Annotated in this window: 28 protein-coding genes and 1 tRNA gene; 12 read left to right on the forward strand and 17 right to left on the reverse strand. The window is 67.9% G+C overall.

All coding sequences use genetic code 11. The features are described 5' to 3' along the window. Nucleotides 1–19 precede the first annotated feature (19 nt). From flgH to ABD017_RS11420, 8 genes are all read right to left on the reverse strand, one after another. Nucleotides 20–697 (reverse strand): flagellar basal body L-ring protein FlgH, encoded by a 678-nt coding sequence (flgH, locus tag ABD017_RS11385; RefSeq protein ID WP_343882866.1) that lies wholly within the window; start codon nt 695–697, stop codon nt 20–22. Between the two features lie 11 nt (nt 698–708). Then, nucleotides 709–1,494 carry a flagellar basal-body rod protein FlgG gene (flgG, locus tag ABD017_RS11390; protein ID WP_343882867.1) on the reverse strand — a complete coding sequence of 262 codons (786 nt, stop codon included), beginning with the start codon at nt 1,492–1,494 and terminating at the stop codon, nt 709–711. Nucleotides 1,495–1,537: 43 nt separating this feature from the next. Continuing rightward, complete coding sequence (gene flgF, locus ABD017_RS11395) at nt 1,538–2,278, reverse strand: flagellar basal-body rod protein FlgF (protein ID WP_343882868.1); 741 nt, start codon at nt 2,276–2,278, stop codon at nt 1,538–1,540. Nucleotides 2,279–2,312: 34 nt separating this feature from the next. Next, complete coding sequence (flgE, locus tag ABD017_RS11400) at nt 2,313–3,533, reverse strand: flagellar hook protein FlgE (protein ID WP_343882869.1); 1,221 nt, start codon at nt 3,531–3,533, stop codon at nt 2,313–2,315. A 36-nt stretch (nt 3,534–3,569) separates the two neighbouring features. Then, nucleotides 3,570–4,217 (reverse strand): flagellar hook assembly protein FlgD, encoded by a 648-nt coding sequence (locus tag ABD017_RS11405; RefSeq protein WP_343882870.1) that lies wholly within the window; start codon nt 4,215–4,217, stop codon nt 3,570–3,572. A 22-nt stretch (nt 4,218–4,239) separates the two neighbouring features. After that, nucleotides 4,240–4,659: a flagellar basal body rod protein FlgC gene (gene flgC / locus ABD017_RS11410; RefSeq protein ID WP_343882871.1), complete on the reverse strand. Its 420-nt coding sequence runs from the start codon at nt 4,657–4,659 to the stop codon at nt 4,240–4,242. Further along, on the reverse strand, nt 4,659–5,072 hold the full coding sequence (gene flgB / locus ABD017_RS11415; RefSeq protein ID WP_343882873.1) for a flagellar basal body rod protein FlgB: 414 nt from the start codon (nt 5,070–5,072) through the stop codon (nt 4,659–4,661). Before flgB ends, flgC begins: the two co-directional genes overlap by 1 nt. Before the next feature lie 277 nt (nt 5,073–5,349). Continuing rightward, on the reverse strand, nt 5,350–6,279 hold the full coding sequence (locus tag ABD017_RS11420) for a chemotaxis protein (protein ID WP_343882874.1): 930 nt from the start codon (nt 6,277–6,279) through the stop codon (nt 5,350–5,352). Nucleotides 6,280–6,639: 360 nt separating this feature from the next. On the opposite strand from ABD017_RS11420, the gene ABD017_RS11425 reads away from it, so the two are divergent. The 5 genes from ABD017_RS11425 (at nt 6,640) to ABD017_RS11445 (ending at nt 10,895) form a co-directional block, all read left to right on the forward strand. After that, nucleotides 6,640–7,944: a methyl-accepting chemotaxis protein gene (locus ABD017_RS11425; protein WP_343882875.1), complete on the forward strand. Its 1,305-nt coding sequence runs from the start codon at nt 6,640–6,642 to the stop codon at nt 7,942–7,944. Continuing rightward, nucleotides 7,941–8,663, forward strand: a complete 723-nt coding sequence (gene flgA, locus ABD017_RS11430) for a flagellar basal body P-ring formation chaperone FlgA (protein WP_343882876.1) — start codon at nt 7,941–7,943, stop codon at nt 8,661–8,663. Before ABD017_RS11425 ends, flgA begins: the two co-directional genes overlap by 4 nt. Before the next feature lie 85 nt (nt 8,664–8,748). Then, a complete protein-coding gene (gene flgM / locus ABD017_RS11435) occupies nt 8,749–9,069 on the forward strand; it encodes a flagellar biosynthesis anti-sigma factor FlgM (protein ID WP_343882877.1) in 321 nt (106 codons plus the stop codon). Next, the gene (locus tag ABD017_RS11440) at nt 9,066–9,512 is read left to right on the forward strand and encodes a flagella synthesis protein FlgN (RefSeq protein WP_343882878.1); all 447 of its coding nucleotides are present in this window, start codon (nt 9,066–9,068) and stop codon (nt 9,510–9,512) included. Before flgM ends, ABD017_RS11440 begins: the two co-directional genes overlap by 4 nt. Nucleotides 9,513–9,683: 171 nt before the next feature. Continuing rightward, nucleotides 9,684–10,895, forward strand: coding sequence for an EAL and HDOD domain-containing protein (locus ABD017_RS11445; RefSeq protein WP_343882879.1), 1,212 nt, complete (start codon nt 9,684–9,686; stop codon nt 10,893–10,895). Nucleotides 10,896–11,059: 164 nt separating this feature from the next. Here ABD017_RS11445 and ABD017_RS11450 read toward each other — a convergent pair whose 3' ends face one another. The 6 genes from ABD017_RS11450 to rsmD form a co-directional block, all read right to left on the reverse strand. Continuing rightward, nucleotides 11,060–12,073, reverse strand: a complete 1,014-nt coding sequence (locus tag ABD017_RS11450; RefSeq protein ID WP_343882880.1) for a TMEM43 family protein — start codon at nt 12,071–12,073, stop codon at nt 11,060–11,062. Nucleotides 12,074–12,373: 300 nt separating this feature from the next. Next, a complete protein-coding gene (gene ggt / locus ABD017_RS11455) occupies nt 12,374–14,116 on the reverse strand; it encodes a gamma-glutamyltransferase (RefSeq protein ID WP_343882881.1) in 1,743 nt (580 codons plus the stop codon). Then, nucleotides 14,113–14,373: a YfhL family 4Fe-4S dicluster ferredoxin gene (locus ABD017_RS11460; protein ID WP_343882882.1), complete on the reverse strand. Its 261-nt coding sequence runs from the start codon at nt 14,371–14,373 to the stop codon at nt 14,113–14,115. The genes ggt and ABD017_RS11460 overlap by 4 nt, the downstream gene beginning before the upstream one ends. Before the next feature lie 110 nt (nt 14,374–14,483). After that, nucleotides 14,484–14,987, reverse strand: coding sequence for a hypothetical protein (locus ABD017_RS11465; protein ID WP_343882883.1), 504 nt, complete (start codon nt 14,985–14,987; stop codon nt 14,484–14,486). Then, nucleotides 14,980–15,519: a pantetheine-phosphate adenylyltransferase gene (gene coaD / locus ABD017_RS11470; RefSeq protein ID WP_343883104.1), complete on the reverse strand. Its 540-nt coding sequence runs from the start codon at nt 15,517–15,519 to the stop codon at nt 14,980–14,982. Before coaD ends, ABD017_RS11465 begins: the two co-directional genes overlap by 8 nt. 132 nt (nt 15,520–15,651) lie before the next feature. Beyond that, nucleotides 15,652–16,230 carry a 16S rRNA (guanine(966)-N(2))-methyltransferase RsmD gene (rsmD, locus tag ABD017_RS11475; protein WP_343882884.1) on the reverse strand — a complete coding sequence of 193 codons (579 nt, stop codon included), beginning with the start codon at nt 16,228–16,230 and terminating at the stop codon, nt 15,652–15,654. A gap of 101 nt (nt 16,231–16,331) precedes the next feature. Here rsmD and ftsY point away from each other — a divergent pair, with 101 nt between their 5' ends. The 5 genes from ftsY to ABD017_RS11500 all read left to right on the forward strand — a co-directional run bounded on the left by ftsY (nt 16,332) and on the right by ABD017_RS11500 (nt 20,205). Further along, the gene (gene ftsY / locus ABD017_RS11480) at nt 16,332–17,474 is read left to right on the forward strand and encodes a signal recognition particle-docking protein FtsY (protein WP_343882885.1); all 1,143 of its coding nucleotides are present in this window, start codon (nt 16,332–16,334) and stop codon (nt 17,472–17,474) included. A 70-nt stretch (nt 17,475–17,544) separates the two neighbouring features. Beyond that, nucleotides 17,545–18,627: an AsmA family protein gene (locus ABD017_RS11485; protein ID WP_343882886.1), complete on the forward strand. Its 1,083-nt coding sequence runs from the start codon at nt 17,545–17,547 to the stop codon at nt 18,625–18,627. Continuing rightward, on the forward strand, nt 18,624–19,772 hold the full coding sequence (gene mutY / locus ABD017_RS11490) for an A/G-specific adenine glycosylase (RefSeq protein WP_343882887.1): 1,149 nt from the start codon (nt 18,624–18,626) through the stop codon (nt 19,770–19,772). Before ABD017_RS11485 ends, mutY begins: the two co-directional genes overlap by 4 nt. Further along, a complete protein-coding gene (locus tag ABD017_RS11495; RefSeq protein WP_343882888.1) occupies nt 19,769–20,047 on the forward strand; it encodes an oxidative damage protection protein in 279 nt (92 codons plus the stop codon). Before mutY ends, ABD017_RS11495 begins: the two co-directional genes overlap by 4 nt. A gap of 82 nt (nt 20,048–20,129) precedes the next feature. Then, a tRNA-Phe gene (locus ABD017_RS11500) sits at nt 20,130–20,205 on the forward strand. Nucleotides 20,206–20,332: 127 nt separating this feature from the next. On the opposite strand, the gene ABD017_RS11505 is transcribed toward ABD017_RS11500, so the two are convergent. Genes ABD017_RS11505 through ABD017_RS11515 form a run of 3 tightly spaced genes read right to left on the reverse strand, consistent with a single transcriptional unit; the run spans nt 20,333 to nt 21,559 of the window. Further along, nucleotides 20,333–20,833, reverse strand: a complete 501-nt coding sequence (locus ABD017_RS11505) for a hypothetical protein (protein ID WP_343882889.1) — start codon at nt 20,831–20,833, stop codon at nt 20,333–20,335. A gap of 33 nt (nt 20,834–20,866) precedes the next feature. Then, on the reverse strand, nt 20,867–21,235 hold the full coding sequence (locus ABD017_RS11510) for a hypothetical protein (protein ID WP_343882890.1): 369 nt from the start codon (nt 21,233–21,235) through the stop codon (nt 20,867–20,869). Nucleotides 21,236–21,262: 27 nt separating this feature from the next. Continuing rightward, the gene (locus ABD017_RS11515) at nt 21,263–21,559 is read right to left on the reverse strand and encodes a hypothetical protein (RefSeq protein ID WP_343882891.1); all 297 of its coding nucleotides are present in this window, start codon (nt 21,557–21,559) and stop codon (nt 21,263–21,265) included. A gap of 183 nt (nt 21,560–21,742) precedes the next feature. On the opposite strand from ABD017_RS11515, the gene ABD017_RS11520 reads away from it, so the two are divergent. Both ABD017_RS11520 and ABD017_RS11525 read left to right on the forward strand, forming a co-directional pair. Beyond that, nucleotides 21,743–22,201 carry a PepSY domain-containing protein gene (locus tag ABD017_RS11520; protein WP_343882892.1) on the forward strand — a complete coding sequence of 153 codons (459 nt, stop codon included), beginning with the start codon at nt 21,743–21,745 and terminating at the stop codon, nt 22,199–22,201. Nucleotides 22,202–22,556: 355 nt separating this feature from the next. Then, nucleotides 22,557–25,796 carry a diguanylate cyclase gene (locus ABD017_RS11525; protein ID WP_343882893.1) on the forward strand — a complete coding sequence of 1,080 codons (3,240 nt, stop codon included), beginning with the start codon at nt 22,557–22,559 and terminating at the stop codon, nt 25,794–25,796. Nucleotides 25,797–25,809 lie beyond the last annotated feature (13 nt).

The following is a 25,809-nucleotide window of genomic DNA, read 5'->3' on the forward strand; positions in this document are numbered from 1 at the left end:
GGACGTATGGACGTTCATCTTAGAAAGGCATCCACTTTGAATTGAAGAACCGCGACAGCCAGCCGCGCGTGTTGGCGTCGGCCAGCGTGCCGCGGCCGGTGTAGCTGATGCGCGCGTCTGCCACGCGGGTGGAGGGCACGACGTTGTCCTGCCCGATGTCCTGCGGGCGCACGATGCCGGAGATGCGCACCAGTTCCTGGCCCTGGTTGATGGTCAGCCACTTCTCGCCGCGTATCAGCAGATTGCCGTTGGTGAGGCGCTGCGCCACCGTAACGGTGAGTTGTCCGACCAGTTGATTGCTCTGCGTGCTGGAGCCGGCGCCGTCGAAGGTGCGCTCGCCATCCAGCCCGATGTCCGCCACCTTGCCGCCGATCGACAAGGCATGGCCGAGGACGGTGGGCGAGGCGATGTTCGCCTTGTCGCTCTTGCTGGTGGTGGTGGTGGCCTTCTTGCTGGCCTGGGTGCTTTCCACCAGCGCCACCGTGAGGATGTCGCCGACGCGGTGCGCGCGCGGGTCGGTGAACAGCTCCATGTTCTGCTGATCGTGATAGATCGACCCGTCCGCCTGCGCCACCGTCGGCTGTGCGGGTGGCGGCGTGGGCGCCCACTGCGCGTCGTCGCGCGCCGTCGGGCCACCGGCACAACCGGCCAGCAAGGCCAAGGCGCAAAGGGCGGGCAGGAATCGTAGGGTGGACATCACGGCATCACTCAGATCTTGTTGGTGAGGAACTGCAGCATCGAGTCGGCGGCCGACACGGCCTTGGAGTTCATCTCGTAGGTGCGCTGGGTCTGGATCATGTCGACCATCTGCTCGACCACGTTGACGTTGGAGCTTTCCAGCGCCCCCGAGGCCAGCGTGCCCAGCCCGTTGAGCCCGGGCTGGCCGATCTGCGGCGAGCCGCTGGAGGCGGTTTCCAGATAGAGGTTGTCGCCGTTGGGCTGCAGGCCGGCCGGGTTGATGAAGTCGGCCAGCTGCACGGTGCCGATCTGCTGGTTGGCGGCTTGCCCGGCCAGGCTCACGCTGACGGTGCCGTCGCTGCCGATGGTGATGCTCTGCGCGTTGGCCGGGATGCTGATGGGCGGGTCCAGCGCGTAGCCGTTGGCGGTGACGATCTGGCCGTTCTCGTCCTGGTGCAGCGAGCCGTCGCGGGTGTAGGCGATGGTGCCGTCGGGCATCGTCACCTGCAGGAAACCGCGGCCCTGGATGGCCACGTCCAGCGCGTTGCCGGTCTGCTCGATGTTGCCCTGGGTGAACAGCTTCTCGCTGCCGACCACGCGCACGCCGGTACCCAGCATCAGGCCGGAGGGCGCCAGGGTCTGCTCGGTGGTCTGGCCGCCGGGCTGGCGCAGGTTCTGGTAGACCAGGTCCTGGAACGAGGCGCGTGCGCTCTTGTAGCCGGTGGTGTTGGCGTTGGCCAGGTTGTTGGAGATCACGTCCATGCGCGTCTGCTGCGCATCGAGACCGGTCTTGGCTACCCACAGGGATGAAAACATGTCGTTTGACTCCGTTTGGACGTCTGGATGTCTATCTGATGGATCAGGTCATCTGCAGCAGCCGCGAGGCGGACTGCGCGTTCTCGTCGGCGCTCTTGATCGAGCGGATCTGAAGTTCGTACTGGCGCGACAGCTGGATCATCTGCACCAGCGTCTCGGACGGGTTGACGTTGCTCGACTCCAGCGCGCCCGACTTCACGGTGACCGTCGGATCGGTGGGAGCGGTGCCGCCGCCGACCAGGTGCATCAGGCCGTCGGTGCCCTGCGCCAGCTCGGCCACGTCGGGGTTGACCAGCTTGATGCGGCCGACCGCGGCAATGGTTTCCGGCGTCTGTCCCATCGGCACCACCGACAGCGTGCCGTCGGCGCCGATCGACATCTGCGTGCTTTGCGGCACGGTGATCGGGCCGCCGTCACCCATTACAGGATTGCCGCGGTCATCGGTGAGCAGGCCGTCGGCGGTGAGTTTCAGGCCGCCGGCACGGGTGTAGGCCTCGCTGCCGTCGGGCGCCTGCACCGCGATCCAGCCGGCGCCCTGCACGGCCACGTCCAGCTCGCGGCCGGTGTCGATCTGGCTGCCCTGGCGCATGTCCACGCCCTGCCCGTAGGCCACGCCGTTGACGCGCGTGGGCAGGCCCTGCCCCTGCACCGCCAGCGGCTGGAAGGCGGACATCTGCGCCTTGAAACCCACCGTGTCGGCGTTGGCGAGGTTGTGCGCCACCTCCGACTGCGCCCGCATCATCTGCGTGGCGCCGGTCATGGCTACATAGAGGGAATGGTCCATGGCGGGTTCCGTGGGTCAGCGAAGGGTCGGGGCTTTAGTTGCCCAGGTTGATGATGGTCTGGGTGAGCTTGTTGTCGGCCTGGATCACCTGCGCGTTGGCCTGGTAGTTGCGCTGCGCCTTGATCATGTTGACCAGCTGCGCGGTGAGGTCGGAGGTGTTGGAAGCCTCCAGCGCGCCGGACTGCACCACGCCGTAGGTACCGCTGCCGGCCGCACCCATCACCGCGGTGCCGGAGTCGTACGACGCCGCCCAGTTGGTGTTGTTCAGCTGACGCAGGCCCTGCTGGTTGGAGAACTGCGCCAGCGCCAGCTGGCCCAGCGAGGTGGTCTGGCCATTGGAATACTTCGCCTGCACCACGCCTTCGCTGGAGACGTCGATGCTGGACAGGATGCCGGTGGGATAGCCGTCCGGATTGATCGCGCTGGCCGAATAGGTGTTGCCGAACTGGGTGGCCTTGGTCATGTCCAAGGTCAGCTGCATCGGATCGGAGCCGGGGTTCACGGTCACCGCCGGGAACGTCAGCTGGCCGTTGGCCGGCGCGACCAGCGCACCGCTGCTGTTGAAGGTGAGCGTCTGCGTGGCGCCGGTATCCGTGCCATCGACGTACAGGCGCGTGGTCCACTGGTTGGCTGCCGCGTCCTTGACGAAATACACGGTGCCGCTGTGGGTGGCGCCCAGCGAGTCATACACGGTGAACGGGGTGGACTGGTTGAAGCTGGTGGCGTCGGTGATGTCGAACGCGGTGGCCGGCGCGGTGGCGTCCGAGGGCAGGTTCAGCGACATCTGCACCTTGCTGGTGGCCTTGGCGGCGTTCTGCGAGGTCAGCAGTTGCAGGTCGCTCAGCGTGCTGTTGTCGAAGGTGCCGTTGGCATTGGCCGGGTAGATCTGCAGGCGCTGGCCGGTGGCGTTGGTGACGAAGCCGTTGGCATCCTTCTGGAACGCGCCGGCGCGGGTGTAGGAGTAGCCCTTGCCGTCCTTCAGCGTGAAAAAGCCCTCGCCGCTGATGGCGAAATCCAGGCTGTTGTCGGTGGTCTCGATGCTGCCGGCGGTGAACTGCTGGGCCACGTTGGTCAGGCGCACGCCGCTACCGACCTGGGTGGCGCTGAGGTTGGGGCCGGAGGCGTTGAACAGCTCGGCGAACTGGCCGCGCGAGCCCTTGAAGCCGGTAGTGGCGGTGTTGGCGATGTTGTTGGCGGTAACCTCGAGATCGGCGGACGCCGCGTTGAGGCCGCTCAGTGCGATATTGAAAGCCATCGGGATAATTCCTCAGTGTTGTAGCCCCGCGGGGCCTCAGTTGATCTGCGCGACCTGACTCAGCAGGACCCCACCAAAACCGTCCACATCCAGATACGCACCGTCGGCGCCGGTCATGCCCACGCCGGCCACCTTGCCGCTGACGTAGGTGGCCACCGCGGTGTTGCCTGCCTGCGCCTTGAGGCCATACGTGCCATTGGCCAGTGGCGTGCCGTCGTCGCCCTTGCCGTCCCAGTGGAACGACACCAGGCCGGATGCCGGCGTGCCCAGGTTCAGCGTGCGCAGCACGTTGCCGTCCTTGTCGGTGACCTGCACCAGCACGCTGCCGCCGCCGTCGGGCACGTTCACCGCGCCATCGAGGCCGCCATCGCGCAGCTGGCCCGCGGCCGACGGAACGGTGACGCTGCGCCCCACCATGCTGCTGGCCTGCAACAGCTGGTTGCCCTGCATCGAGGCGCTCAGCGCATCGAACGAGCTCTGCAGCGACTGCGTGGCCGACACCTGGCCGATCTGCGCCAGCTGGCTGACCATCTGCGATGAATCCATCGGCTGGGTCGGGTCCTGGTTGCGCATCTGCTGCACCAGCAGGCTCAGGAAATCGGACTGGCTCAGCGCCTTGTCCTTGCTGCGGGAGGCGGCGGTGGTAGCCGCCGAACCGGTGCCGTTGATTGCGATATCGCTCATCTCATGTGCCTCGCGCGGTGCTTTACTTGCCCAGGTCCAGCGTCTTCTGCATCAGCTGGCGGGTGGAATTCATCACCTCGACGTTGTTCTGGTAGGAGCGCGAGGCCGAGATCATGTTGACCAGCTCGTCGACCGGGTTGACGTTGCTGGAGAAGACGTAGCCGTCGGCGTTGGCCATCGGGTTGCCCGGCTCGTAGCGGCTGGGAATGGCGGCCTGGCTCTCGGTGACGCCTAGCACCTGCACGCCCTGGCCGTTGTCGACCGCCTGGCTGCCGAACTGCTTCTGCACCGCCGCAAACAGCGGCTCGCGCGAGCGATAGGCGGCTTCCGGCGTGCTGGCCACGCTGTCCGCGTTGGCGAGGTTGCTGGCCACGGTGTTGAGCCGGGTCGACTGGGCGGCCATGCCGGAGCCGGCCACGTTGAATATGGAGAAAAGAGACATCAGCCCTGCCCCTCGATGGCGGTGCGCAGCATGCGGATCTGCGCGGTGATGAAGGAAAGGCTCGCCTGGTAATGCACGCCATTGGCGGCGAAGGCGGCCTGCTCGACCTGCTCGTCGACGGTGTTGCCGTCCATGCTCGGTTGCGTGGGCGTGCGCCAGGAGAGCGGCGTGCCCGCCGCTGTGGAGCTGCCTGCGCCGATCTGCCCGGGCGTGGGCGCCTGCAGCGCAAGCGAGCCTGCGCCACCGGCGCTGTCGCTGGCCGCCGCCAGCACCTTGCGGAAATCGATGTCGCGGGCCTGGAATCCGGGCGTGTCCGCATTGGCCAGGTTGTTGGCCAGAACCTCGGTACGGTTCTGCCACAGGTCCAGGGCCCGGGTATGGATGCCAAACAGGTTGTCGGGGATCAGGCTCATCGTTTCGCTCCGCGTGCTGTTGCCGCACGGAGCAGGAGGCAAATTGCATGCCACCACGCTGAAAGCCTTGCTGTGACTGGGTTTGCGGGGGTTTGCCCGGCGCGTCGGAAATGAGGCGCAGGGGTGGAGACGGTTTGTTGACGCTGAAAAAGCGCCCCCTTCCGCCTTCGGCACCTTCCCCCGCAAGCGGGGGAAGGGAACAGCTGGGGCGTGCAGTGCTTTTCCTTCTCCCGCTTGCGGGAGAAGGTGCCCGAAGGGCGGAAGAGGGCGCTCTTGCCTACGCCTCCTCGTGATCCGGCAACAGATCGAGCACCGCCTTGGCCAGCAGATCAGGCTGGAACTTCGCCACGAAGCGATCGGCGTTGACTTCCTTCACCATCGCCTGGTTGAACAGCCCGCTGAGCGAGCTGTGCAGCACCACCTTGAGCTGGCGCAGCGACGGCGTCTCGCGGATCGCCCGGGTCAGCGCGTAGCCGTCCAGGCGCGGCATCTCGATGTCGGACACCACCAGCTTCACGCCTTCGGCAGGGTCGGCATCGACCAGTTCCAGCAACTTTTCCAGCGCCTCGCGGCCATCCTGCGCCACCACGCATTCGATATTCATCTGCTTGAACAGCGCCACCAGCCGGCGCCGCGCGATCACCGAGTCATCCACCACCATGATGCGGCGAGGGCTCAGCATGGTGTCTTCGGACATGCGCTGCATCTGCGCGGACAACTCCGCCGGACCGGCATCGATGCTGGCCAGCACATGCTCCACGTCGATCACCGCCATCAGCGCGCCATCCACGCGCGTCACCGCATTCACCCGCGCGCCAAACCCCAGCGCGCCGGACGGCGCCACCAGCGATTCGCCATCGCAATGCACCATGCGCAGCAGATCGGACACCAGGAAGCCCTGCATCGAGCGGCTGAACTCGGTAACCATCAGGTGCGCCGACTCCACCTCGCGCAGCGGCGCATAGCCCAGCGCCGCGGCCAGGTCGATCACCGGAATGGTCTGGCCGCGGTAGTCGCAGCTGCCGGCCAGCAACTCGTGCACGCCGTGCATGCGCTCCAGCGGCGGCCGGCGCAACACCTCGCGTACCTTGAACACGTTGATGCCGAACAGTTGCTTGTCGCCCAGGGTAAACAGCAGCATCGCCACCCGGTTGTGCCCGGCCAGCCGGGTGTGCCGTTCCACCGTGTCCAGCAGCGTGCCGCTCATGCAGATTCCTCAGGCGCCCAACCGCACCACGCGGTTCCAGATCTGCCTATCGGCCGCGCGGCGCCGCACTTGAGCGCGGCGCCCGTGCAAGCCGCAGCAAAGGCAAAGTGGCATATGACTTGCTTGCTCAAGTTTCGACATTGACTGACGATGCAGCTTCAGGAGCCTGTCTGGCTTTGGTGGCCGAGCCGAGAATTCGGCTGTGTGAGGACAGATTCCCGACGATTCGCCGGTCCATAGTGGTGCTATGGACCAAGGATCGGCGGGAATATGGACCGCACAGGCGGATTCGCAGGCCGGCCAGCCAAAGCCAGACAGGCTCCCAGCACCCTCGCCTATCCATAAGGTCACCGTTTGCCCATGAGCTTGATTTGGAACTCGCACCTCACCGCCCTGGTGCAGGCAGCCGCCGCTGGCGACGAGACGCAGGTGGCGACACTGCGGCGCAAGTATCCGCGCGCCGCGCAGGCGATCGCGCCGTTGCTGGCGCGCGTCGCCAGCCAGCCACCGGCGGCGGTCGCGCTGCAGGCCATGGAGCAGCAAAGCCTGGTGCTGGCCGCGGTACAGCAGCTATCGCGCGAGCAGAGTGCGCTGGACAAGGCCGCCACCGAAAGCCGCAGCAGCGTCGATCGCTTGACGGACGGCAGCGCCGGGATCTCGACGGCGTTGCGCCAGATCGGCACCGACCTGGACCTGGCCGCCCAGGCCGGGCAGGCCGGCGAAGGCAGCGTCAGCGAACTCGACGGCCAGTTGCGCCTGCTGCGCAGCGCGCTGTCGGCCATGAACCGCAACCAGAGCCGGCTGGCCGAGCAGGTGGCGCAGATCCGCAAGCTCACCGGCGTGGTGCAGGAAATCGCCCACCAGACCAACCTGGTCGCGCTGAATGCCGCGATCGAGGCCGCCCGCGCCGGCGAGGCGGGCCGCGGCTTTGCGGTGGTCGCCGACGAAGTGAAGCAACTGGCGGAGAAAACCACCCTCACCACCACCGAGATCGAAACCGTCACCGGTTCCATCGGCGATTTCTCGCTGCAACTGGACGGCGACGTGCAGCACGGTCTGCAGCAACTGGAGCGCGCGCAAGCCGGCGTTGGCCAGGCCAGCAGCGCCCTGCACGAGGGCGGCGAAGCGCTGCGCACCGCCCACGGCCGCGTCGCCGGCGTGCTGCAGAATCATGACGTGCAGCATGCGCGCGCCACCACCACGCAGGCGGCGCTCGGCGCGCTGCAGCGTCGCGGCATCGAGGCCCGCCGCCAGGCCGAATCGCTCAACCGCGCCGCGCTGCTGGCGCACCGGCTGGGCCTGGACTGGCTGGAAAGCGAAAGCGGCAACGACCCGGCCAGCCTCAGCCTGACCGTACGCGAGAGCGCCGCCAGCCTGCGCCAGGCGATGGAACTGGCCCTGCTCGACCCCAGCGCGCTGGACCGGCGCTGGTTCGACACGCATTCCCTGAACCGCACCGTCCGCCGCCTGACCGCCCTGCATCGCAACAAGCCGGCCAGCGCCGCGCTCGACGAAAGCGGCACCGCGCTGTGCGAACAGAGCCAGCGCTTCATCACCCTGGTGTGCGACGGCCAAATGGACGAAGCCACCGCGCTGTCGCAACAACTGGAAGCCGGCCGCGAGGCCTTGCTGGCGCAGCTGGGCACGCTGCTGGCCGAAGCATGAAGCAGGACGCGCCACGTTCCGGCCTCCGGCTCGCCGCAACGTGGTGCGCGCTGTCGTGGGCGGCGGGCTGCGCCAGCCCCGCATGGGCGGCACAATCGCCCGATGCCATAAGAGCCGCCGCCGAACAGGCGGTGCGCCAGCATTACGCCATGCCGGGCAACCGCGTCGTGGTGCGTACCGAACCGCTCGACATGCGCCTGAAGCTGGACGACTGCGCGCAACCGCTTATCGCCACCGTACCCGACCGCGCCACCCCGCCCTCGCACATGAGCGTGCAGGTGCAGTGCACGCAACCGCGCCATTGGAGCGTGCGCGTGCCGGTGCAACTGGAACTGTTCCGCACCGTGCTGGTAACCAGCCACGCGCTGCAGCGCGGCGACGGCCTCAGCCTGGCCGACGTTCGCCAGGAAGAGCGCGACATCACCCGCCTGGGCTACGGCTACGTGGAAAACCTGCAGCAGGTGGCCGGCCGCACCCTGTCGCGATCTCTGCCCAAGGATGCCGTCCTGAGCCCCGGCGCGCTGGGCGGACGACGCATGGTGCGCGCGGGCGACCATGTACAGCTGGTGGCACGGCTCGGTAGCATTGAGGTTCGCGCCGACGGTGTGGCACTGGGCAGCGGCGACAATGGCGCCCGCCTGCGGGTCCGCAACGAAAACTCCGGCAAGATCGTCGATGCCATGGTCAGCGCGCCCGGCGTGGTCACCGCCCTGCCCTGAAGTCAATTTCCCGGCGCACCCTAAAGTTTCCGGTTACGCGGCCGATGTGTGTGACACAGGGCTCATTTTGCAGCGAGAAGGATCGATGACCACTTCCATTCAAAACAATGGCTTGCCGAATTTTCCCCAGGCAACCGGCGCCACCGCGAATGCATCGGCATCCACCACCGCTGCCACCGGCGGCAACGCCCCCGCCTCGCCCCAGTCGGACGACCAGCTCAAGCTGACCGATTCGGCGCGGGCACTGCAGGAGGCCGCGCGCCTGGACACCTCCTCCGCCATCGACAGCAAGCGCGTCGAGCAGATCCGCCAGGCGCTGGCCAACGGCACCTACCAGGTTGATCCGGGCCGCATCGCCGACCGCATGCTGTCCTTCGAGCGCCAGCTCGGCACGGGTGCCGTATGAACCGGCCGCTGCAGGGCGAACTGGGCGATGCGCTGGGCGCCGTGCTCGGTGACATGCAGCAGGCCATCACCCAGCTGATGCAGGTGCTGGAGAACGAGCGCACGGCATTGAATGCCGGCAACAGCGACGCCCTGGGCGAAGCCGGCGCCGGCAAGCAGAAACTCATGCTGCAGCTGGAACAGCTCGATGCCGAACGGCAACAGCTGAGCCGCGAGGCACCGGCCGCCGCCACCCGACTGGACGCCACCTGGGCGCAGGTACTGCAGGGCTTGCGCCGCTGCCAGCAGCTCAACCAGAGCAACGGCCGCGCCGTGAACCAGCGCCTGGGCCAGGTACGCCAGGCGCTCTCGATATTGACCGGACACGCCGGCGAGACCGGGCTGTATGGCCCCACCGGTGGCCTCCGCGGCAGTCTCCGATCGCAAGTGCTGGCGCAGGCATGAGCATGGTGCAGTCCGCCTTTCCGCAGACTGCGTCTCCCTGCCGCCAAAGCATGCAACGCGTTTTCGTATTCAGTGCGATTGAAGAACATGAGCAAATTCGACGTTTCCCCAAACGGCTCCCTTCCTATGTCCGCCTTGCCCGATGCCGGTAACATCCCGCTCCCCATAGCGATGACCACCCCGCTGCCGGTCTTGCGCGTGCCCATGCTGGATCGCGAGCGGCAGTTGTTTGCCTACGAAATCACCTTCCATCGCGAACCGGACGACGAACACACCCTGCTCCAGCGCGTACTGTCCACGCTGACCGACGGTGCACTTACCCGGCTGGTCCGCGGCAACCGCGCCTTCCTCAACCTGCCCGCCGAACTGCTGCCGGAAGATTCCGACGTGCTGCTGCACCAGCCGCGCATCGGCCTGCTGCTGCAGCCGCAAGTGGCCGACAACGCCCCGCTGATGAAGCGCCTGCAGCTGATGTCGCAGCGCGGTTGCCAGCTGATGCTCGATGCCGGCGACCTGGAGCTGGACGGCAGCCTGGCGATCGAATCGCTGATGCAGATCGTGCAGTTCGTACGGCTGGACGCCAGCCTGCTGTCGCCCGAGGTGCTGCGCCAGCGCACCGAACTGCTGCACGCCCGCGGTATCTGGGTGGTGGCCGACCAGGTCAACGACCACGCCACCTATGAGCGCTGCCTGGAACTGCCGCTGCAGGCGATCCAGGGCCGCTACCTGCTGATTCCGCAACCGGTCGCCGTACCGGTGCTCACCGCCAGCCGCCTCAGCATGCTGCGCCTGATGCGCGCGCTGCAGGAAAACAACCCCGGCCCGGTCGAGCTGGGCAACATCATCCGTGACGATGCGGTGCTGAGCTACAAGCTGCTGAGCTGCGTCAACTCCGCCTATTTCGCGCTGCCGCGCCAGCTGAAGTCGGTGCAGCAGGCGGCGATCTTCTTCGGCGTCACCCGCATGCGCAACTGGATCGACACGATGTCGTTGTGCAGCATGGACGACCGTCCGCCCGAACTGCTGCGCGCGGCGCTGATCCGCGCCCACATGTGCGAAAAGCTGGCCAGCGGCATGCCGCACGGCCACGAGGAAATGGCCTTCACCGTGGGCCTGTTTTCGCTGCTGGACACGCTGATGTGCGCACCGATGGAGTTCCTGCTCACGCACCTGCGGCTGGTGCCGGAAATCAGCGACGCGCTGACCCGCCACGGCGGCCCGTTCGGCCCGTTGCTGGAACAGATCCTGGCGTGGGAAGCGGGCAAGATGACCAGCGAACACGCCCAACCGCAGCGCATCCAGCGCATGGCCACGATCTATCTCGAAGCCGCGCAGTGGGCCGACCAAGTCTACGCCAGCGCCAACGGCCACGCCGAGAACTGATCCGCGCGCCCCTGCCCGGGCGGCCGTGGGACCGACGACTGTAGGAGCGACTTCAGTCGCGACGCTCTTGCCCTGAACAGCAAAAGCGTCGCGACTGAAGTCGCTCCTACAAAGCCCCCGATCCAGATCCCCGAATCCCGAATCCCGATTCCCGATTCCCGGCCTCAACGGGTATGCCGCAAATACCAGATCGTCGCCAGCACGCTCAACAGGGCCACCAGCAGCCAGCACAGCATGGGCAGGGTGTCGCTGCCCAGCCACAGCACGGTCGCCGTGGCACTGACCACCAGTGTGCCCACTGCCAGCGACAGCGGAAAATCGCGCTGGATTCCGCGGTGGCCTGACAGCATCAGGTAGGCGCCCAGCGCGGCGACAAACACGGCGAGCAGGCGCCAGACAAAGACGAGCGTGGGCGGTTCGGGCAGGTCGGGGAACATGTCCAGCAGCGAACGATCGCCCACTTCCACCGCAAAGCCCTTGCCGTCGGTGGTGTTTGTCGCTGGCACCAGGCGATCGCCGTCGATGCGCGCCACCACGGTCACCGGTTGCAGCGGAACCTCCTCCCAGCTCACCCGCAGATCGCCGCGATGCGGATCGCCGGGGTTGGCGCTGGTGACGAGGTAGCCGTCGTACGGCACGAACGTGGCCGCGAGATTGGCCGGCAGCGACTTCAGGTCCGGCTGCACCCGCTCGCTGCCGGGCAGCGCATGGACGAGCGCCGGGTCCAGCGTGAAGCCGCCCAGTTGCACGCGATCGGCCACGAACCGCCGCCCGGCGATCGGGAAGCCGCCCGGATTGGCATGCCCGGCCGGCCGCTCGAATTGGCTGGAATCGACCGGCTCGCCCACCCAGTCGAGCTCGTAGTCGGTGCTGCCGCCAAAACGAAGCTCGCGCCACTGGAACATTTCCACATGGCGAATGAGCACGGGCGTGTCCCGGCGCAGGTTGAACTCCGGATCGCGTGGCGCCACCACTACCCGCGGCATGCCGCTCACTCGCGCGAGATACCCGGCCTGGCCCGCTTGCGGCAGGGCGGATGCACCCAGGTCCACCAGCTGCCCGCCATGGCGGCTCATCGCGTCGCGGTAGGTGATGATGCCGCGCTCGGTGGTCGCGGCCCAGCCGATGCCGGCGAGCAGCAGAAGCGCACCCACCAGCCGCAAGAGTCGCCCGCGCATGGCGTCGTTCCACGCCGGCAACATCAGGCCGGCGCTCCGTGCAGGACGGGGCCCGACGAAGGTCGGCGCGGCGCGCGTCGATGCACGCCGCACACTCGCACGCCTTCGTCGGCGCAATCGCCTGCGGGCGGGACCAGTTCCGTCACAAAGTGATACTCCATTGCCACGATCACGGGGCGGTCGAGCGACCGACAGCCGAAAACGGCGCCGATCGCGACCACGACTCCGCTATCAAGCAAGGTACGGGCCAAGCGGATCGCGGCGACGACCTCCGCTCGATCACTCCTGGCGGCCGCCGGCCTATTGCACCCTGCCTGACCCGGATGGCCGGCGCGGATCGCTGGCGGCATCGAGCTTGTTGGTGCGATGGTCCCACGTCACCACGTTCATGAAGCCCCACGGCTGGCGATCGTTCAGCGTGTAGCCCATCGCGGTGAGCCTGGCGCTGGTCGCCTGGTCGAACATGCCCGGCTCCACGTCCACCACATCCGGCAGGAACTGGTGGTGGAAACGTTTGTGCGCCACGATCTGCCGCGCGCTTTGGCCGTCGATGAAATGCAGGATGCCTTCCAGCACCTGGGTGATGATGGTGGAGCCGCCGGGCGAGCCGATCACCGCGCTGCGGTCGGCGCCGATCACCAGGCTGGGCGACATCGACGACAGCATCCGCTTGCCGCCTTCGGGCGCGTTCGCCGCACTGCCCAGCAGGCCGTAGACATTCGGCTTGTCCGGCACCAGCGCGAAGTCGTCCATCTCGTCGTTCAGCAGCACGCCGGTGCCCTCGGCCACGAAGGTGGACCCCAGCACGTAGTTCACGGTGGAGGTCACCGCGGCCATGTTGCCGTCCTTGTCGATGATCGAGAAATGCGTGGTGTGCATGCCCGGATCGCGCACGGTTTCGTGCGGCAGCATCGACGACGGCGTGGCCTTGCTGGGCAGGATGCTCTGGCGCAGGCCGTCGGCGTAGAACGGCGACAGCAGCATGTCCAGCGGCATCTTCACGAAATCCGGGTCGCCCAGGTAGTCGTTGTGGTCGCGGAACGCGCGACGCATCGCCTCCACGATCAGGTGCACGCGATGGGCCTGGTCGAGCTTGTCCAGCTCGAAGCCGGACAGGATGTTGAGGATCTCGGCGATGGCCACGCCACCGGAGGACGGCGGCGGCGCGGTGATGATGCGGTAGCCGCGGTAGTCGACGCTGATCGGCTCGCGCTCCTTGGCGCGATAGCTTTCGAGATCGGCCAGGGTCCAGTTGCCGCCGGCCGCACGCACCGCGTCCACCAGCTTCTGCGCGATGGGGCCACGATAGAAGCCGTCGTTGCCGTGGTCGGCGATGGCCTGCAGCGTCCGCGCCTGGTCCGGATCGCGCCACAGCTTGCCCTCCGCCGGCGGCTTGCCACCGGGCAGGAACTTGGCTGCCGAGGCGGGCCAGCGCTCGAGATCCTTCTGCTGGCCGGCAATCGCGCCGCGCAGGCGCGAATCGGGCTTGAAACCGTCGCGTGCCAGTCGGATCGCGGGCGCCAGCGACTGGGCCAGCGGCAACTTGCCATAGCGTTCGGCGATCAGCACCAGGCCGGCCGGCTCGCCGGGAATGCCCGCCGACAGCGGACCTTTCAAGGCCGCATCGCGGTTGGGCGTGCCGTCGGGGTTGAGGTAATCCTTCGGGTTCACCGCCGCGGGTGCGGTCTCGCGTGCGTCGATGAAGACGTTGCGGCCATCGCTGGCCCGGTGCAGCACGGCCATGAAACCGCCGCCGATGCCCGAGCTTTCCGGCTCGACCACGGACAAGGTGGACGCCACCGCCACCGCCGCGTCGAACGCGTTGCCGCCCTTGGCCAGTATTTCCAGGCCCGCATCGGTGGCCAGGAAATTCGCGCTGGCCACGGCCGAATGCCCCGGACGCTGGACCGGTTGGGCGGCGGCGGTTTCTGCCGGCGCGACACGCGGCGCGCCGTCGGCGGCCAGCGCCACGCCGCAGGTGAGCAGGAGGCTCGCCAGGAGAACGCGTCCGGGCAAGGTTGGCCAACGCGGCGGGAAACTCATGCGGCGGGCTCCATCGCCATCAGGTGGCGGTATTTGAGATCGAGTTGATCGTGCGACTCGATGTGCTCAGGGTCGGTGATGATGCACTCGACCGGGCAGACCACCATGCATTGCGGCTCGTCGTGATGGCCCACGCATTCGGTGCACAGGGCCGGATCGATCACGTAGAACTGTTCGCCCAGCGAGATCGCCTTGTTCGGGCAGGCCGGTTCGCAAACATCGCAATTGACGCAGGTGTCGAGGATTTTCAGGGACATGACGGCAAGCGGGGAGCGAGTGAAGAGGAGCGAGAAGCGAGAGGAAGCAAAGCGCGCCGCCTGCCCGGCTTTACTCTCACTCCTCACTCCTCTTCACTCACCCCCGGTTCCTACATCTGCACGAAGCGGAACGTGGCGCCGGTGGGCTTGATCGCGTCCGCCACGCGCTGCTCGTCGGCCTTGTCGCCGATGAACAGCACGATCACGTCCTTGAACGAACCGGGCTTGGCACCGGTGAAGGCGGTCACCACCAGGTCGGCGGTCTTGCTCGAATCCGGGCCGGCGAACGCCAGCAGATTGCCCGGCAGCACGCCACGGGCGACGGTGTCCTGCACGGTGGACAGCTGGCGATCGTTCTGCGCCTTCTCCTCGTCGGTCTCGCCAGCGGTGACCAGGTAGGCGTACGGCTGCGAGGCGGTCATGCCCTGCAGGTTCTTCTGCAGCAGCTGCACCAGGTACTTGTTCCAGCCCTCGGTGTCGTTCTTGTCGGTCGGGCGGGTTACCTGGGCGGCCTGGGCGGACGCGGCCTGCTGCTCGTCCTCATGCTTGCCGCAGGCGGACAGGGTCAAGGCAGCGGTCAGCGCGACGGCGGCGAGGAGTGCGAACTTACGCATGGTGGTCACCTTCTGTTTCGGGTTGGTTGTTGAAGCCGGTGCGGCTTTTCTGCCAGCGCTGACGCATGGCCTGTTGTACCGCCGGATGCACGAAACCGGAAATCTCGCCGCCGAGGCGGCCGATCTCGCGCACCAGCGAGGAGGAGATGAAACTGTATTGCTCGGCCGGCGTCAGGAACAGCGTCTCGGCCTGCGGAATGAGATGCCGGTTCATGCTGGCCAGCTGGAACTCGTATTCGAAATCCGACACGGCGCGCAAGCCGCGAATGATCACGCCGGCGCCGATGTCCTGCACGAAGGTGGCCAGCAGGCAATCGAAACCGCGCACTTCCACGTTCGGCAGATCCGCCAGCGCCAGCCGCGCCAGGGTGATCCGTTCGGCGATGCTGAAGGTCGGGCCCTTGCTGGAGCTGTCCGCCACGGCCACGACCACGTGATCGAACAAGGTGGCGGCGCGCGACACCAGGTCGGCGTGGCCATTGGTGATCGGATCGAAGGTGCCTGGATAGACAGCCAGGCGCGAATTGCCCAAAGGTTTGTCCACGAGTTCAGCAACGCCTGTAGATGAAGGCCTGGGCCCTGGGAGCCTGGACGAAGAAAGCCGCCCGGGTCCCTAGCTTAACGGATGCGCCAGCCGCTTGGCGCCAGCGCCGTGACGAGGCGCTCAGCCACGGCGATAAAGCGCGCCGCGCGCGTCACCGGCATGGCTTTCCCGCTGCAGCCGCCAGTTCGCGGGCAGCGCCGGCGTCGGCGCCCGCGGCGATTCCACGTAGATCCATGCGGCCGTGGACAGCCAGCCGCCCTGTTCCAGCTGTTGCGCCAGCGCATCCCACAGGCCCAGCGCAAAGGGCGGATCCAGCAGCACCAGGTCGTACTGCCGCGCCGTCCCACGCAGGAATACCTGCGCATCGAGTGCGGCCACCGCGCCGCCGGTCTGCTTGAGCCGGGCCAGGTTCTGTTCGATCGCCCGCGCCACCCGCGCCTCGCGTTCGACAAATTGCACGCTGGCCGCGCCACGCGACAAGGCCTCGATGCCCAGCGCACCGGTGCCCGCGCAAAGATCCAGCACGCGCGCTCCCTCGATGCTGGGCGCCAGCCAGTTGAACAGCGTCTCGCGCAATCGTTCGGCGGTGGGCCGCAGGCCCGGCACATCCGCCACATCGAGCCGCGAATTGCGCAAGCTGCCGGCGATGATGCGGATGCGGCCGGGCGCGCCCCGCCTGGCGGCATTCACGAGCGCCATCCGCGGCGGCGCCACGCGCGCAAAACGGCCGAAACATCCTCAGCGGGCAGTACAGGTTGGGGTGATAGCATGCCGCCCATTGTCTTTGAATCGCGCCCGCAATGCTCAAATTCTGGAAGAAAAAGCCGACCGAAACCGCCTCGGCCCCGACGGAGGACGCGCAGGAACCGCAGCTGCCCGAAGCCGGCACCGGAGCAGACGCCACCGCCCCCGAAAGCGGCTTGCCGGAGTTGCCGGTGGCGTTGACCGAGATCCCCACGCCGTTCGGCACGCTCGACGAACCGGCACCCGTTGCGGAGACGCCGTCCGCCAGCGCCGAAGCGCCGGCCAGGCGCAGCTGGCGCGAGCGCCTGGCGGGCAACGCGTTCGCGCGCGGGCTCGGCAGCTTGTTCGTGCGCAACCCCCGGCTCGACGACGATCTGCTGGACGAGCTGGAAACCACGCTGATCACCGCCGACGTGGGCGTCGAAGCCAGCACCACGCTGGTGGAAGGCCTGCGCAAGCGCATGCACAAGCGCGAATTCGCCGACGCGGCGGCGCTGCTGGACGCGTTGCGCCAGGCGCTGGTCGCGCTGCTGAAGCCGGTGGAAAAACCGCTGCAGGTCGCCGGCCGCCAACCCTTCGTGGTGCTGGTGGTGGGCATCAACGGCGCCGGCAAGACCACCACCATCGGCAAGCTGGCGCGCCGCTGGAGCGACGAGCGCCACACGGTGATGCTGGCCGCCGGCGACACCTTCCGCGCGGCGGCGGTGGAGCAGCTCAAAACCTGGGGCGAACGCAACAAGGTACCGGTCATTTCGCAGGGCCAGGACGCCGATGCGGCCAGCGTGATCTTCGACGCGCTGCAGGCGGCGCGCTCGCGCGGCACCGGCGTGCTCATTGCCGATACCGCCGGGCGGTTGCACACGCAAGGCGGCCTGATGGACGAGCTGGGCAAGATCGCCCGCGTGCTGAAGAAGCTCGACGCCGACGCGCCGCACGAGGTGTTGATGGTGATCGACGGCACCACCGGCCAGAACGCGGTGAACCAGGTGCGCCAGTTCCGCGAGATCGTAGGCGTCACCGGCCTGGTGGTGACCAAGCTGGACGGCACCGCCAAGGGCGGCGTGGTGTTTGCGCTGGCGCGCGAGTTCGGGCTGCCCATCCGCTTCGTGGGGCTGGGCGAAAGCGCCACCGACCTGCGTACGTTCGATGCGCAGGCATACGTCGACGGCCTGCTCCCGGCCAGCCTCGGTCGTGATTGAACCCAGGCACGTTCCGGATGACCGGCGCCAGCCGCGGCTGGCGTCGACCTTGCTGGCGCGGGGATGGGCGATGAGCCCGCGGTGGCGAAGGATATTCGCGATCATCGGTGCCACGGCGCTGGCGGTGTTGCTGCTGCTGGTGGGCGCGGTTTACGTGCTGCTGCAGCCCGATCGCTTCACCGCGATGCTGCAGAACCAGGCCGCCAACGCGGGGCTGGAACTCAACCTCGCGCGGCCGGCGAGCCCGTCGCTGTTTCCGCGCCCGGCGCTGGACCTGCACGGCATCACGCTCAACGCGCAGGGCGCCACCACGCCCATCCTGCTCGCTTCCGGCGGACGCCTGGCGCTGCCCTGGCGCACCTTGCTGGGCGGCCCCACGGTGATCACCCGGCTGGAGATCGATTCGCCACGGGTGGATCTGGATGCCCTGCAGGCATGGATCAACGCATTGCCCGCGCGCGCGCAGGACAGGCCGCCGGACATCCCGCGCATCGATACCGGCGTGAGCATCGACCACGGCAGCGTGGTGCGCGGCGATCAACTGCTGCTGGGCAATCTCTCGCTGGAAGCGGGCAGCCTGGCATCCGGGGTGCCGTTTCCGCTCAGCATCTCCGCCAACACGGCCGATGGCGTGCCGCTGCAATTGCGCCTGTCGGCCACGCCGCGCATCGAAGGTAACACGCTGCAACTGCAAAACATCGCCCTGTATCTGTCGCAAGGCGTCGCCACGCGCATGCAACTGACCGGCAGCGCGCGCTGGCATGGCGCGGCCGATGCCGCTGCCAGCCTCACGGGGACGCTCGATCACGCCGATGCCGGGCAGTACGCAATTTCGCTGGCGCTGACGCCCGCCAACCAGAGCAAGCCGCTGCTGCTCGCGCTGAAGCTCGACGGCCCCGACAACCACGCCGACCTGCAGTTGCCGCCGCTGGCCCTGGCGCGGTGGTGGGGCCACGTGGGCAGCGGCGACAACACCCAGCTGACCGTGCCGCCAGGGAGCGGCCACGCGGAGATCGCGAAGATCGAGATGGGCGGCGTCACCATCGAAGGCCTGACCCTGCTGGCAGGTGACGAGGTGCCCGCGGCGGCCAGCGTCGCCGCGCCGGCATCACCCGCCACCGTGCAGCAGAAAAAGCCGGCGGCTTCCAGGTGATCCCTGCGCCGACCGTCGCGGCGCGCCTGCTGCACTGGTTCGACCAGCACGGCCGCAAGGATCTGCCATGGCAGTCCGGCGACGGCCACGGCCGCGACGCCTACCGCGTGTGGCTGTCGGAGATCATGCTGCAACAGACCCAGGTTGCCACCGTCATCGGGTACTTCGAGCGTTTCGTCGCGGCGTTGCCCTCGCTGCGCGACCTTGCCGCCGCGGACGAAGACACCGTGCTGGCGTTATGGTCGGGCCTCGGCTATTACCGCCGCGCGCGCTTCCTGCATCGCGCCGCGCGGATCTGCGTGGAACAGCACGGCGGCGAACTGCCGCGCGACTTTGCCGCCTTGAGCGCCCTGCCCGGCATCGGCCGCTCCACCGCGGGCGCGATCCTGGCGCAAGCGCACGGCCTGCGCTTCGCCATCCTCGACGGCAACGTGAAGCGCGTGCTCACCCGCTATCACGGCATCCATGGCCACCCCGGCCAAGGCGCGGTGGAGAAGCAGTTGTGGCAGCACGCCGAAAGCCACACGCCTGCCACGCGACTGGCCGATTACACGCAAGCCATCATGGACCTGGGCGCCACGCTCTGCGTGCGCTCGCGCCCGCGCTGCGACGCCTGCCCGCTGGCCAGCGACTGCGTCGCCCACCGCGACAAGCTCACCGCGCAACTGCCCAGCCGCAAGCCGGCGAAAATCCTGCCCACCCGCGCCACCGTGATGGTCCTGCTGCGCGATCGCGAAGGGCGCGTGCTGCTTGAGCGGCGCGGCCCGCAAGGCGTCTGGTCCGGCCTGTGGAGCCTGCCCGAAGCCACCGGCACCGACGACGCCTGGCGTCTCGCGCAACGGCACGCAAGCATCGACGACGCCCGCGCGCTGGCCGCCTTCACCCACGTTTTCAGCCACTACCGGCTCAGCATCGAACCGCTGCTGTTCGATCGGGCGACAGCGCACGCCGCCGTCGCCGATAATCCCGACCTGCGCTGGTGCAGCGCCACCGACGTGGCCGCACTGGGCTTGCCGGCCCCGGTCCGCGCTCTGCTCCAGAACGGCGTGGATGCACATCACGCGCACGAGGCTCTTGATGCCGATCAGAGCGCAAACCCGTCGCGCCACCGCAAGATGGCGCAAAGCTTTCAGGAAACCCCATGACCCGCATCATCCACTGCGCCAAGCTCGACGCCGACGCCGAAGGCCTCGACTTCGCCCCTTGGCCCGGCCCGCTGGGCCAGCGCATCTACGCCGAGATATCCAAGCCCGCGTGGCAGCAATGGCTGGCGCGCCAGACCATCCTCATCAACGAGTACCGGCTCAATCCGCTCGACCCGCAGGCACGCAAGTACCTCGGCGAGGAAATGGAGAAATTCCTGTTCGGCGGCGAGTCCGCCATGCCGCCGGGCTTCGTCGCACCCGACACGGAGTCTTGACGAAAACGCGCGCATTCGGTCTAATGCGCGGCTCCACGCATCAACGGCAACCGAACGGTTCGCCTCGTGGTTCCAGGTTTCCGGCCGGGTAGCTCAGTTGGTAGAGCAGGGGATTGAAAATCCCCGTGTCGGCGGTTCGATTCCGTCCCCGGCCACCATGCATGAAGAAAGGGCTCGCAGCAATGCGCGCCCTTTTTTTACGCGGTGTTCGTGCAGTCCGATGTCGAGTGCACCTCGAAAGCTCGTCGCACACGGCGCCGTCGATGACTATTCGATGAGCTGATCTCAGATCTGCTGGTCGCGCTGCGGGTCGTTGCCGCTCTGGCTGCCGCCGGTGGTGGCGTCGGAATCGCGGTCTTGTCCTGGCACGCGCTCGGGTGCGTTTTTCGGGCCGCCGGGGGAACCGGCGATGCCGCCTTCGTTCGGCGTGTCGGCACCAGTAGCACGCTCGGCAGGATCGCCGGGGATGGCATGGCGGCGCTGGTCGCTCTGGGCGCCCAGGTCGGCGCCGGGGCCCGGCTGGGTCGAGGCGGGCGTGCCGCGGCTGTCGGTGGCCTGGTGGCGACCGTCGTCGCCGGTCAGGCCGTGGTGCGCGCGGTTGTCGTGCGCGCGTGCGCTGCCCTCGTCGAGCGAGGGGCCGGGCACATCGACCGCGCCTCGCGGCGAGCCTGCCTGCGGATTCACGCTTCCGCCGGCCGCCGATGCGGCCTCGTGGCCGATGCCGCCCCGACTCTGCACGTTCTCGCCGGCGGTCTTGTGATCGTGGTGATTGGCGTTGTTGTCCATCGGTTGCTCCTGCGGATGCATCAAGGTGGCGCGTTACGGGTTCTGCCCGCCTTGCGAACCGGGTGCCGGATCGGCAGCCCCGGTAGTGTTGTTGGGCGAGCCGCTGGCGTTCTCGTCGGCCTTGCGCTCGGCGTTTTTCTGGGCCCGATCCTGCTGGGTGCCGCCGCTCTGGTAGCTCGGCCCGTTGTCGGGCGCGGGCACGGCGCCGCCGACCGGCGGGTTCAACGCCGCTTCGCCGCCGGGCGGCTGCAGGCCGTGGTGCGGCGTGGCCTGGCCGTTGCCGCTTTGCCCGCCAAGACCGCCCCGCGGTGCCGGCGCGTTCGGATCATCGACATGGATGTCGTCGCCGCCTTGTCCGCGCTCGCCGGGTTGGGCGTGGTGCTGGGGTCGGTCGTTGGACATGGGTTGCTCCGGGTTTCGGATGGATGTTCAGGTGGCATCTGAAGGCGAATGGCCCGTGTTGTGGTGACCGGCGTAAGCACGCAGGTCATCGGTGGCCGGCGCCGTGCCTGGCTCGGGCTCTCCCTCCGGGCCGAGCGGCCGCTTCCTGGCGGTATCGCGCGACTGGCCGGGCGCCGGCACCGCATCGGCCGGCGGATAGGTATGGCCAGCGCTCGAGGGGGATTTCCCGCGTTGCTGGTCGGTCAATTGCTCGGTGCCGGACAAGGTGTCGCGACTGTTGTCGGCGCCGGCGGCGCCGAACTGGGGGAGATTGGTATTGCCCATGGATTTGGTCCGAAGAGCGTCGGTGCGCAAACCGACCGTCATCGCAGTGTGGCTGGCCGGGTGTCGCGGGGATGTGGAAAACGTGTTGCACGCGGGTTCGCGCGCACGGGCCGATCGCCCGTTCACCGCAACTTGATCGCGCGCGCCCAACACTTCCGGCCCCGTCCATCAGGAGATGTCGACATGACGCAGATGATTCCGCACAACCGCTGCCACCCGCGCTGGATGAAGGCCGCGGCCGCCACCCTGGCTTGCGGCTTTGGCCTGGGCGTTTCCGCGGCAGCCCTGGCGCAGTCGATGACGGCGCCGCAGGTGCAGGCCCGATTGACCGAGCAGGGTTACACCAAGATCCACGACGTGGAGTTCAAGGACGGCATGTGGCACGCCGACGCGAAAAGCGCCGATGGCAACCACGTGGACGTGCGCATCGACCCGGCCACCGGCAAGGTGTATCCGGAAGAAGAGGTGTCGAAATTGAGCGAGGCGGACGTGCGCGCATCGCTGTCCACCCAGGGCTATACCGATGTGCACGACGTGGATTTCGATGACGGCGTGTGGAAGGCGAAGGCCGACAATGCCGCCGGCAAGAAGGTGAAGCTGCGGCTGGACCCGGCCAGCGGCAAGGTCATCGGCACCGACTGAGGATTGCCTCACTCCCCGCCGTCGAAGGCTTGCGCGCCTTCGACGGTGCGTCCCGACTCCCGCGTCCGCTGCCGCCGCCTGCGGCGCCGGCCACGCGTCGGGCACCCCTGCCCGCTTCCGCGCCTGAGGGGGTCAACGCCTAAAGTTTTGGCGGCAACGGCCGCTCAGTTACCGTACGCCCATCGCCCGATGGATGTGTGCCGGAGCCGGCGGGGGGCAGGTTGAATCCGGGCACCGGATGAGGGCCAGCATCGATGGGGTCCGCAGCAGGCCACGCGCTATCGGTGCAGGTCCGGCGGCGGGAATGCATCGCTTTCCCGATGACGGAATGTCATCGGCCGGAGTCACGTTCAGCATGACCATGTTCATCCACCCGTCGATGGCGCCTGGCGCTGTTGACCTGTCCGCGCGCGCCTTGCCCAGAGCAACGCGCGCCGGCGCGGCGTGGATGAAGCTTGGCACCTTGCTGGCCTCGCTGTGGCTGTGGGCGAGCCCGATCCATGCGGCACCCGCCACGGCCGGCAAGCACGCAAGCGAAGCGGGCGTGCCGCTGCTGCGCAATTTCAGCCCGCTCGACTACGGCGCCGCGCCGCAGAACTGGGCGGTGACGCAGGACAAGCGCGGCGTGATCTACGTGGGCAACAGCGACGACGGTGTGCTGGAGTTCGACGGCACCCGCTGGCGCCGCATCCCCGTGCCCAACCAAAGCACCGTGCGCTCGCTGGCGGTGGACGCGCACGGCCGCGTGTACGTGGGATGCGTGGGCGAGTTCGGCTATCTCGAACCCGATGCCCACGGCCGCATGCACTATGTCTCCCTGCTCGACCGCATCGCCCCTGCCTACCGCAGCTTCGCCGACGTGTGGCGCGTGTTTGTCACCGCCGACGGGATCTATTTCGGCACCACCAGCCAGGTGTTCCGGTTGCGCGGCAAGCACATCGACGTCTGGACGCCCGCCATCTCGTTCGACTACTTCTTCAAGGTGCGCGACCGGTTCTACGTGCGTGCCGAAGGTCGCGGGCTGATGGAGGTGGACGGCGACCGGCTGAAGATGGTCAGGGGCGGCGCGCGGTTCGCCCGCGAAAGAATCCACGCACTGGTGGCATGGGGCGACGAGACCGCGCGCGATGGCCCGCTGCTGCTCGGCACCCGCGACCGCGGCTGGTTCGTGCTCGACGAAGGTCGCCTCGCTGCCTGGCCCAACGAAACGAACAAGATCCTGCACGACGACCAGCTCTACGACGCGCACTGGCTGGCCAACGGCACGCTGGCCGTGGGCACCATCCAGGGCGGCGTGCTGCTGGTCGACCGCATGGGCCGTCTGCTGGAGCGCCTGCGCCGCAACGAGGGCCTGATCAACGACACCGTCCTGTCGATGTTCCAGGATCGGGAAAACGGCTTGTGGCTGGCCCTGGACAACGGCCTCAGCCGCCTCGAGGTGGCGTCGCCGCTGACCCTGTTCTCGGGCAACTCCGGGCTGGACGGCACCGTGCTGGCGATGCGCCGTTTCCGGGGCACGCTTTACGTGGGCACCACCAAGGGCCTGTTCCAGCTGCGCAGCGGCGCCGACGGCAATGCGCAATTCGTGGCGCTCGAGGGCATCCGCGCCCAGGTCTGGAGCTTCCTGGACATGGGCGACACGCTGCTGGCGGCGACCGCGCAAGGCGTGGTGGAGGTGAGAAACGGCGTCGCCAACGCCTGCGCCGCCCAGGCGTGCGCCACCGGCGACGTGGCGTTCTCGCTGCTGCGCTCGGCGCGCGAGCCGTCGCGCGTTTTCGTGGGCTTGCGCAACGGGCTGGCGGTGATGCGCCGCGATGGCGGCAGGTGGATCGACGAAGGCAGAATTCCCGGCATTTCCGGCGACATCCGTTCGCTGGCCACCGATGCCCACGGCAACCTCTGGCTGGGCACGCTCAGCAACGGCGCCATCCGCCTCGCGCTGCCGGACGGCTGGCAACCGGGCAACGGCGTGCCGCCGCAGGCGCAAACCTTCCAGCAGCATCGCGACTCGCCCGCCAGCCCCAACTATGCCGTGGTGCAGCGGTTCAGCGCCGGACTGCACGTGGTCACCGCCCAGGGCATCTACCTCTACGACGCCAGCCAGGAGAAGCTGCTGCCGGACACCGCGTTCGCCAGCCTTTTCCCGCAGGGTTCGCGACGGTTGTCGCGGCTCAGCGAAAGCCGGCCCGGACGGATCTGGATGTATACCGCCGACGGCAGCAAGACCATCCGCGAAACCGGCGTGGCCGTGGCCGACGCCAACGGCCATTACCACTGGGAGCCGCAACCGCTGCGCGCGCTGTCCGGCGTGGAGATGTACACCATCTATGCCGAGCCCGACGGCGTCACCTGGTTCGGCTCCAGCGACGGCCTGTACCGGCTGGACTCCACCATCGCGCCGCTGCCCGACCAGCCGCTGCCCACCCTGCTGCGCAAGGTTTCCGACGGCAACGGCCACGTGCTGTGGGGCGGTGCCAGCGCGGCGCCGCCGACGCTGACGCTGCCGTGGGGCAACAACAGCCTGCGCTTCGATTACGCCTCGCCGAATTTCCGCGCGCCCACGGGCAACACCTTCCAGGTTCGGCTGGAGGGCGCCGATGCGCGCTGGTCGGACTGGAGCACTGAAACCTACCGCGACTACACCAACATCCACGAAGGTGACTACCGCTTTCGCGTGCGCTCGCGCGATTTCCTCAGCAACATCGCCCCGGAAGCGGAATTTTCCTTCCAGGTGCTGCCGCCGTGGTACCGCACCTGGTGGGCCTACGTGGGCTATTTCGTGCTGGCCTACCTGCTGGCCGCGCTGGGCATCCAGTTGCGCTCGGCCGTACTGCAGCGGCGCAACCGCGAGCTGGCGCGGTTGATCGAGCAGCGCACCCGGGAGCTTTCCGCCTCGAACCAGGCGCTGGAGGAAGCCAACGCCGCGCTGCAGCGCCAGACCATCACCGACGCGCTCACCGGCATGAAGAACCGCCGCTACGCGCTGGAAAACGTGGGCCGCGACGTTGCCTCGGTGCTGCGCATCTATCGCGAACTCGGCCCGGATGCAGCCAAGGGCCCGGCCGCCAACGTCAACCTGCTGTTCCTGCTGATCGACATCGACCACTTCAAGGACGTGAACGACCACTACGGTCACGCGGCAGGCGATCGCGTGCTGGCGCAGCTGCGCGACATCACGCTGGCCGCCATCCGCGAAACGGACACGCCGGTGCGCTGGGGCGGCGAGGAGTTCCTGGTCATTGCGCGCAGGACCAGTTGCGAATCGGGGCCGGTGATCGCCGAGCACATCCGCCGCCTGATGGCGCAGCACGAGTTCGACCTGGGCAACGGCGTGTTCATTCGCCGCACCTGCTCGATCGGTTTCGCCAGTTATCCCGTGCTGCCCACCGAGCCGTGGCGCTTCAGCTGGGAGGACGTGGTGAGCCTGGCCGATCAGTGCCTGTACGCAGCCAAGCACAACGGCCGCAACAGCTGGGTCGGCGTGCGCGCGTTGAACGCACCGGCCGCCGGCACAGCCGACCTGCCACTGACCCCGGACCTCGACGCACTGGTCGCCGAAGGCTATCTGCGGCTGCAGGTATCGGCGTCCAACTGAGCCATCCGGCGCA

This window comes from Rhodanobacter caeni (assembly GCF_039523575.1).
Lineage (GTDB): Bacteria > Pseudomonadota > Gammaproteobacteria > Xanthomonadales > Rhodanobacteraceae > Rhodanobacter > Rhodanobacter caeni.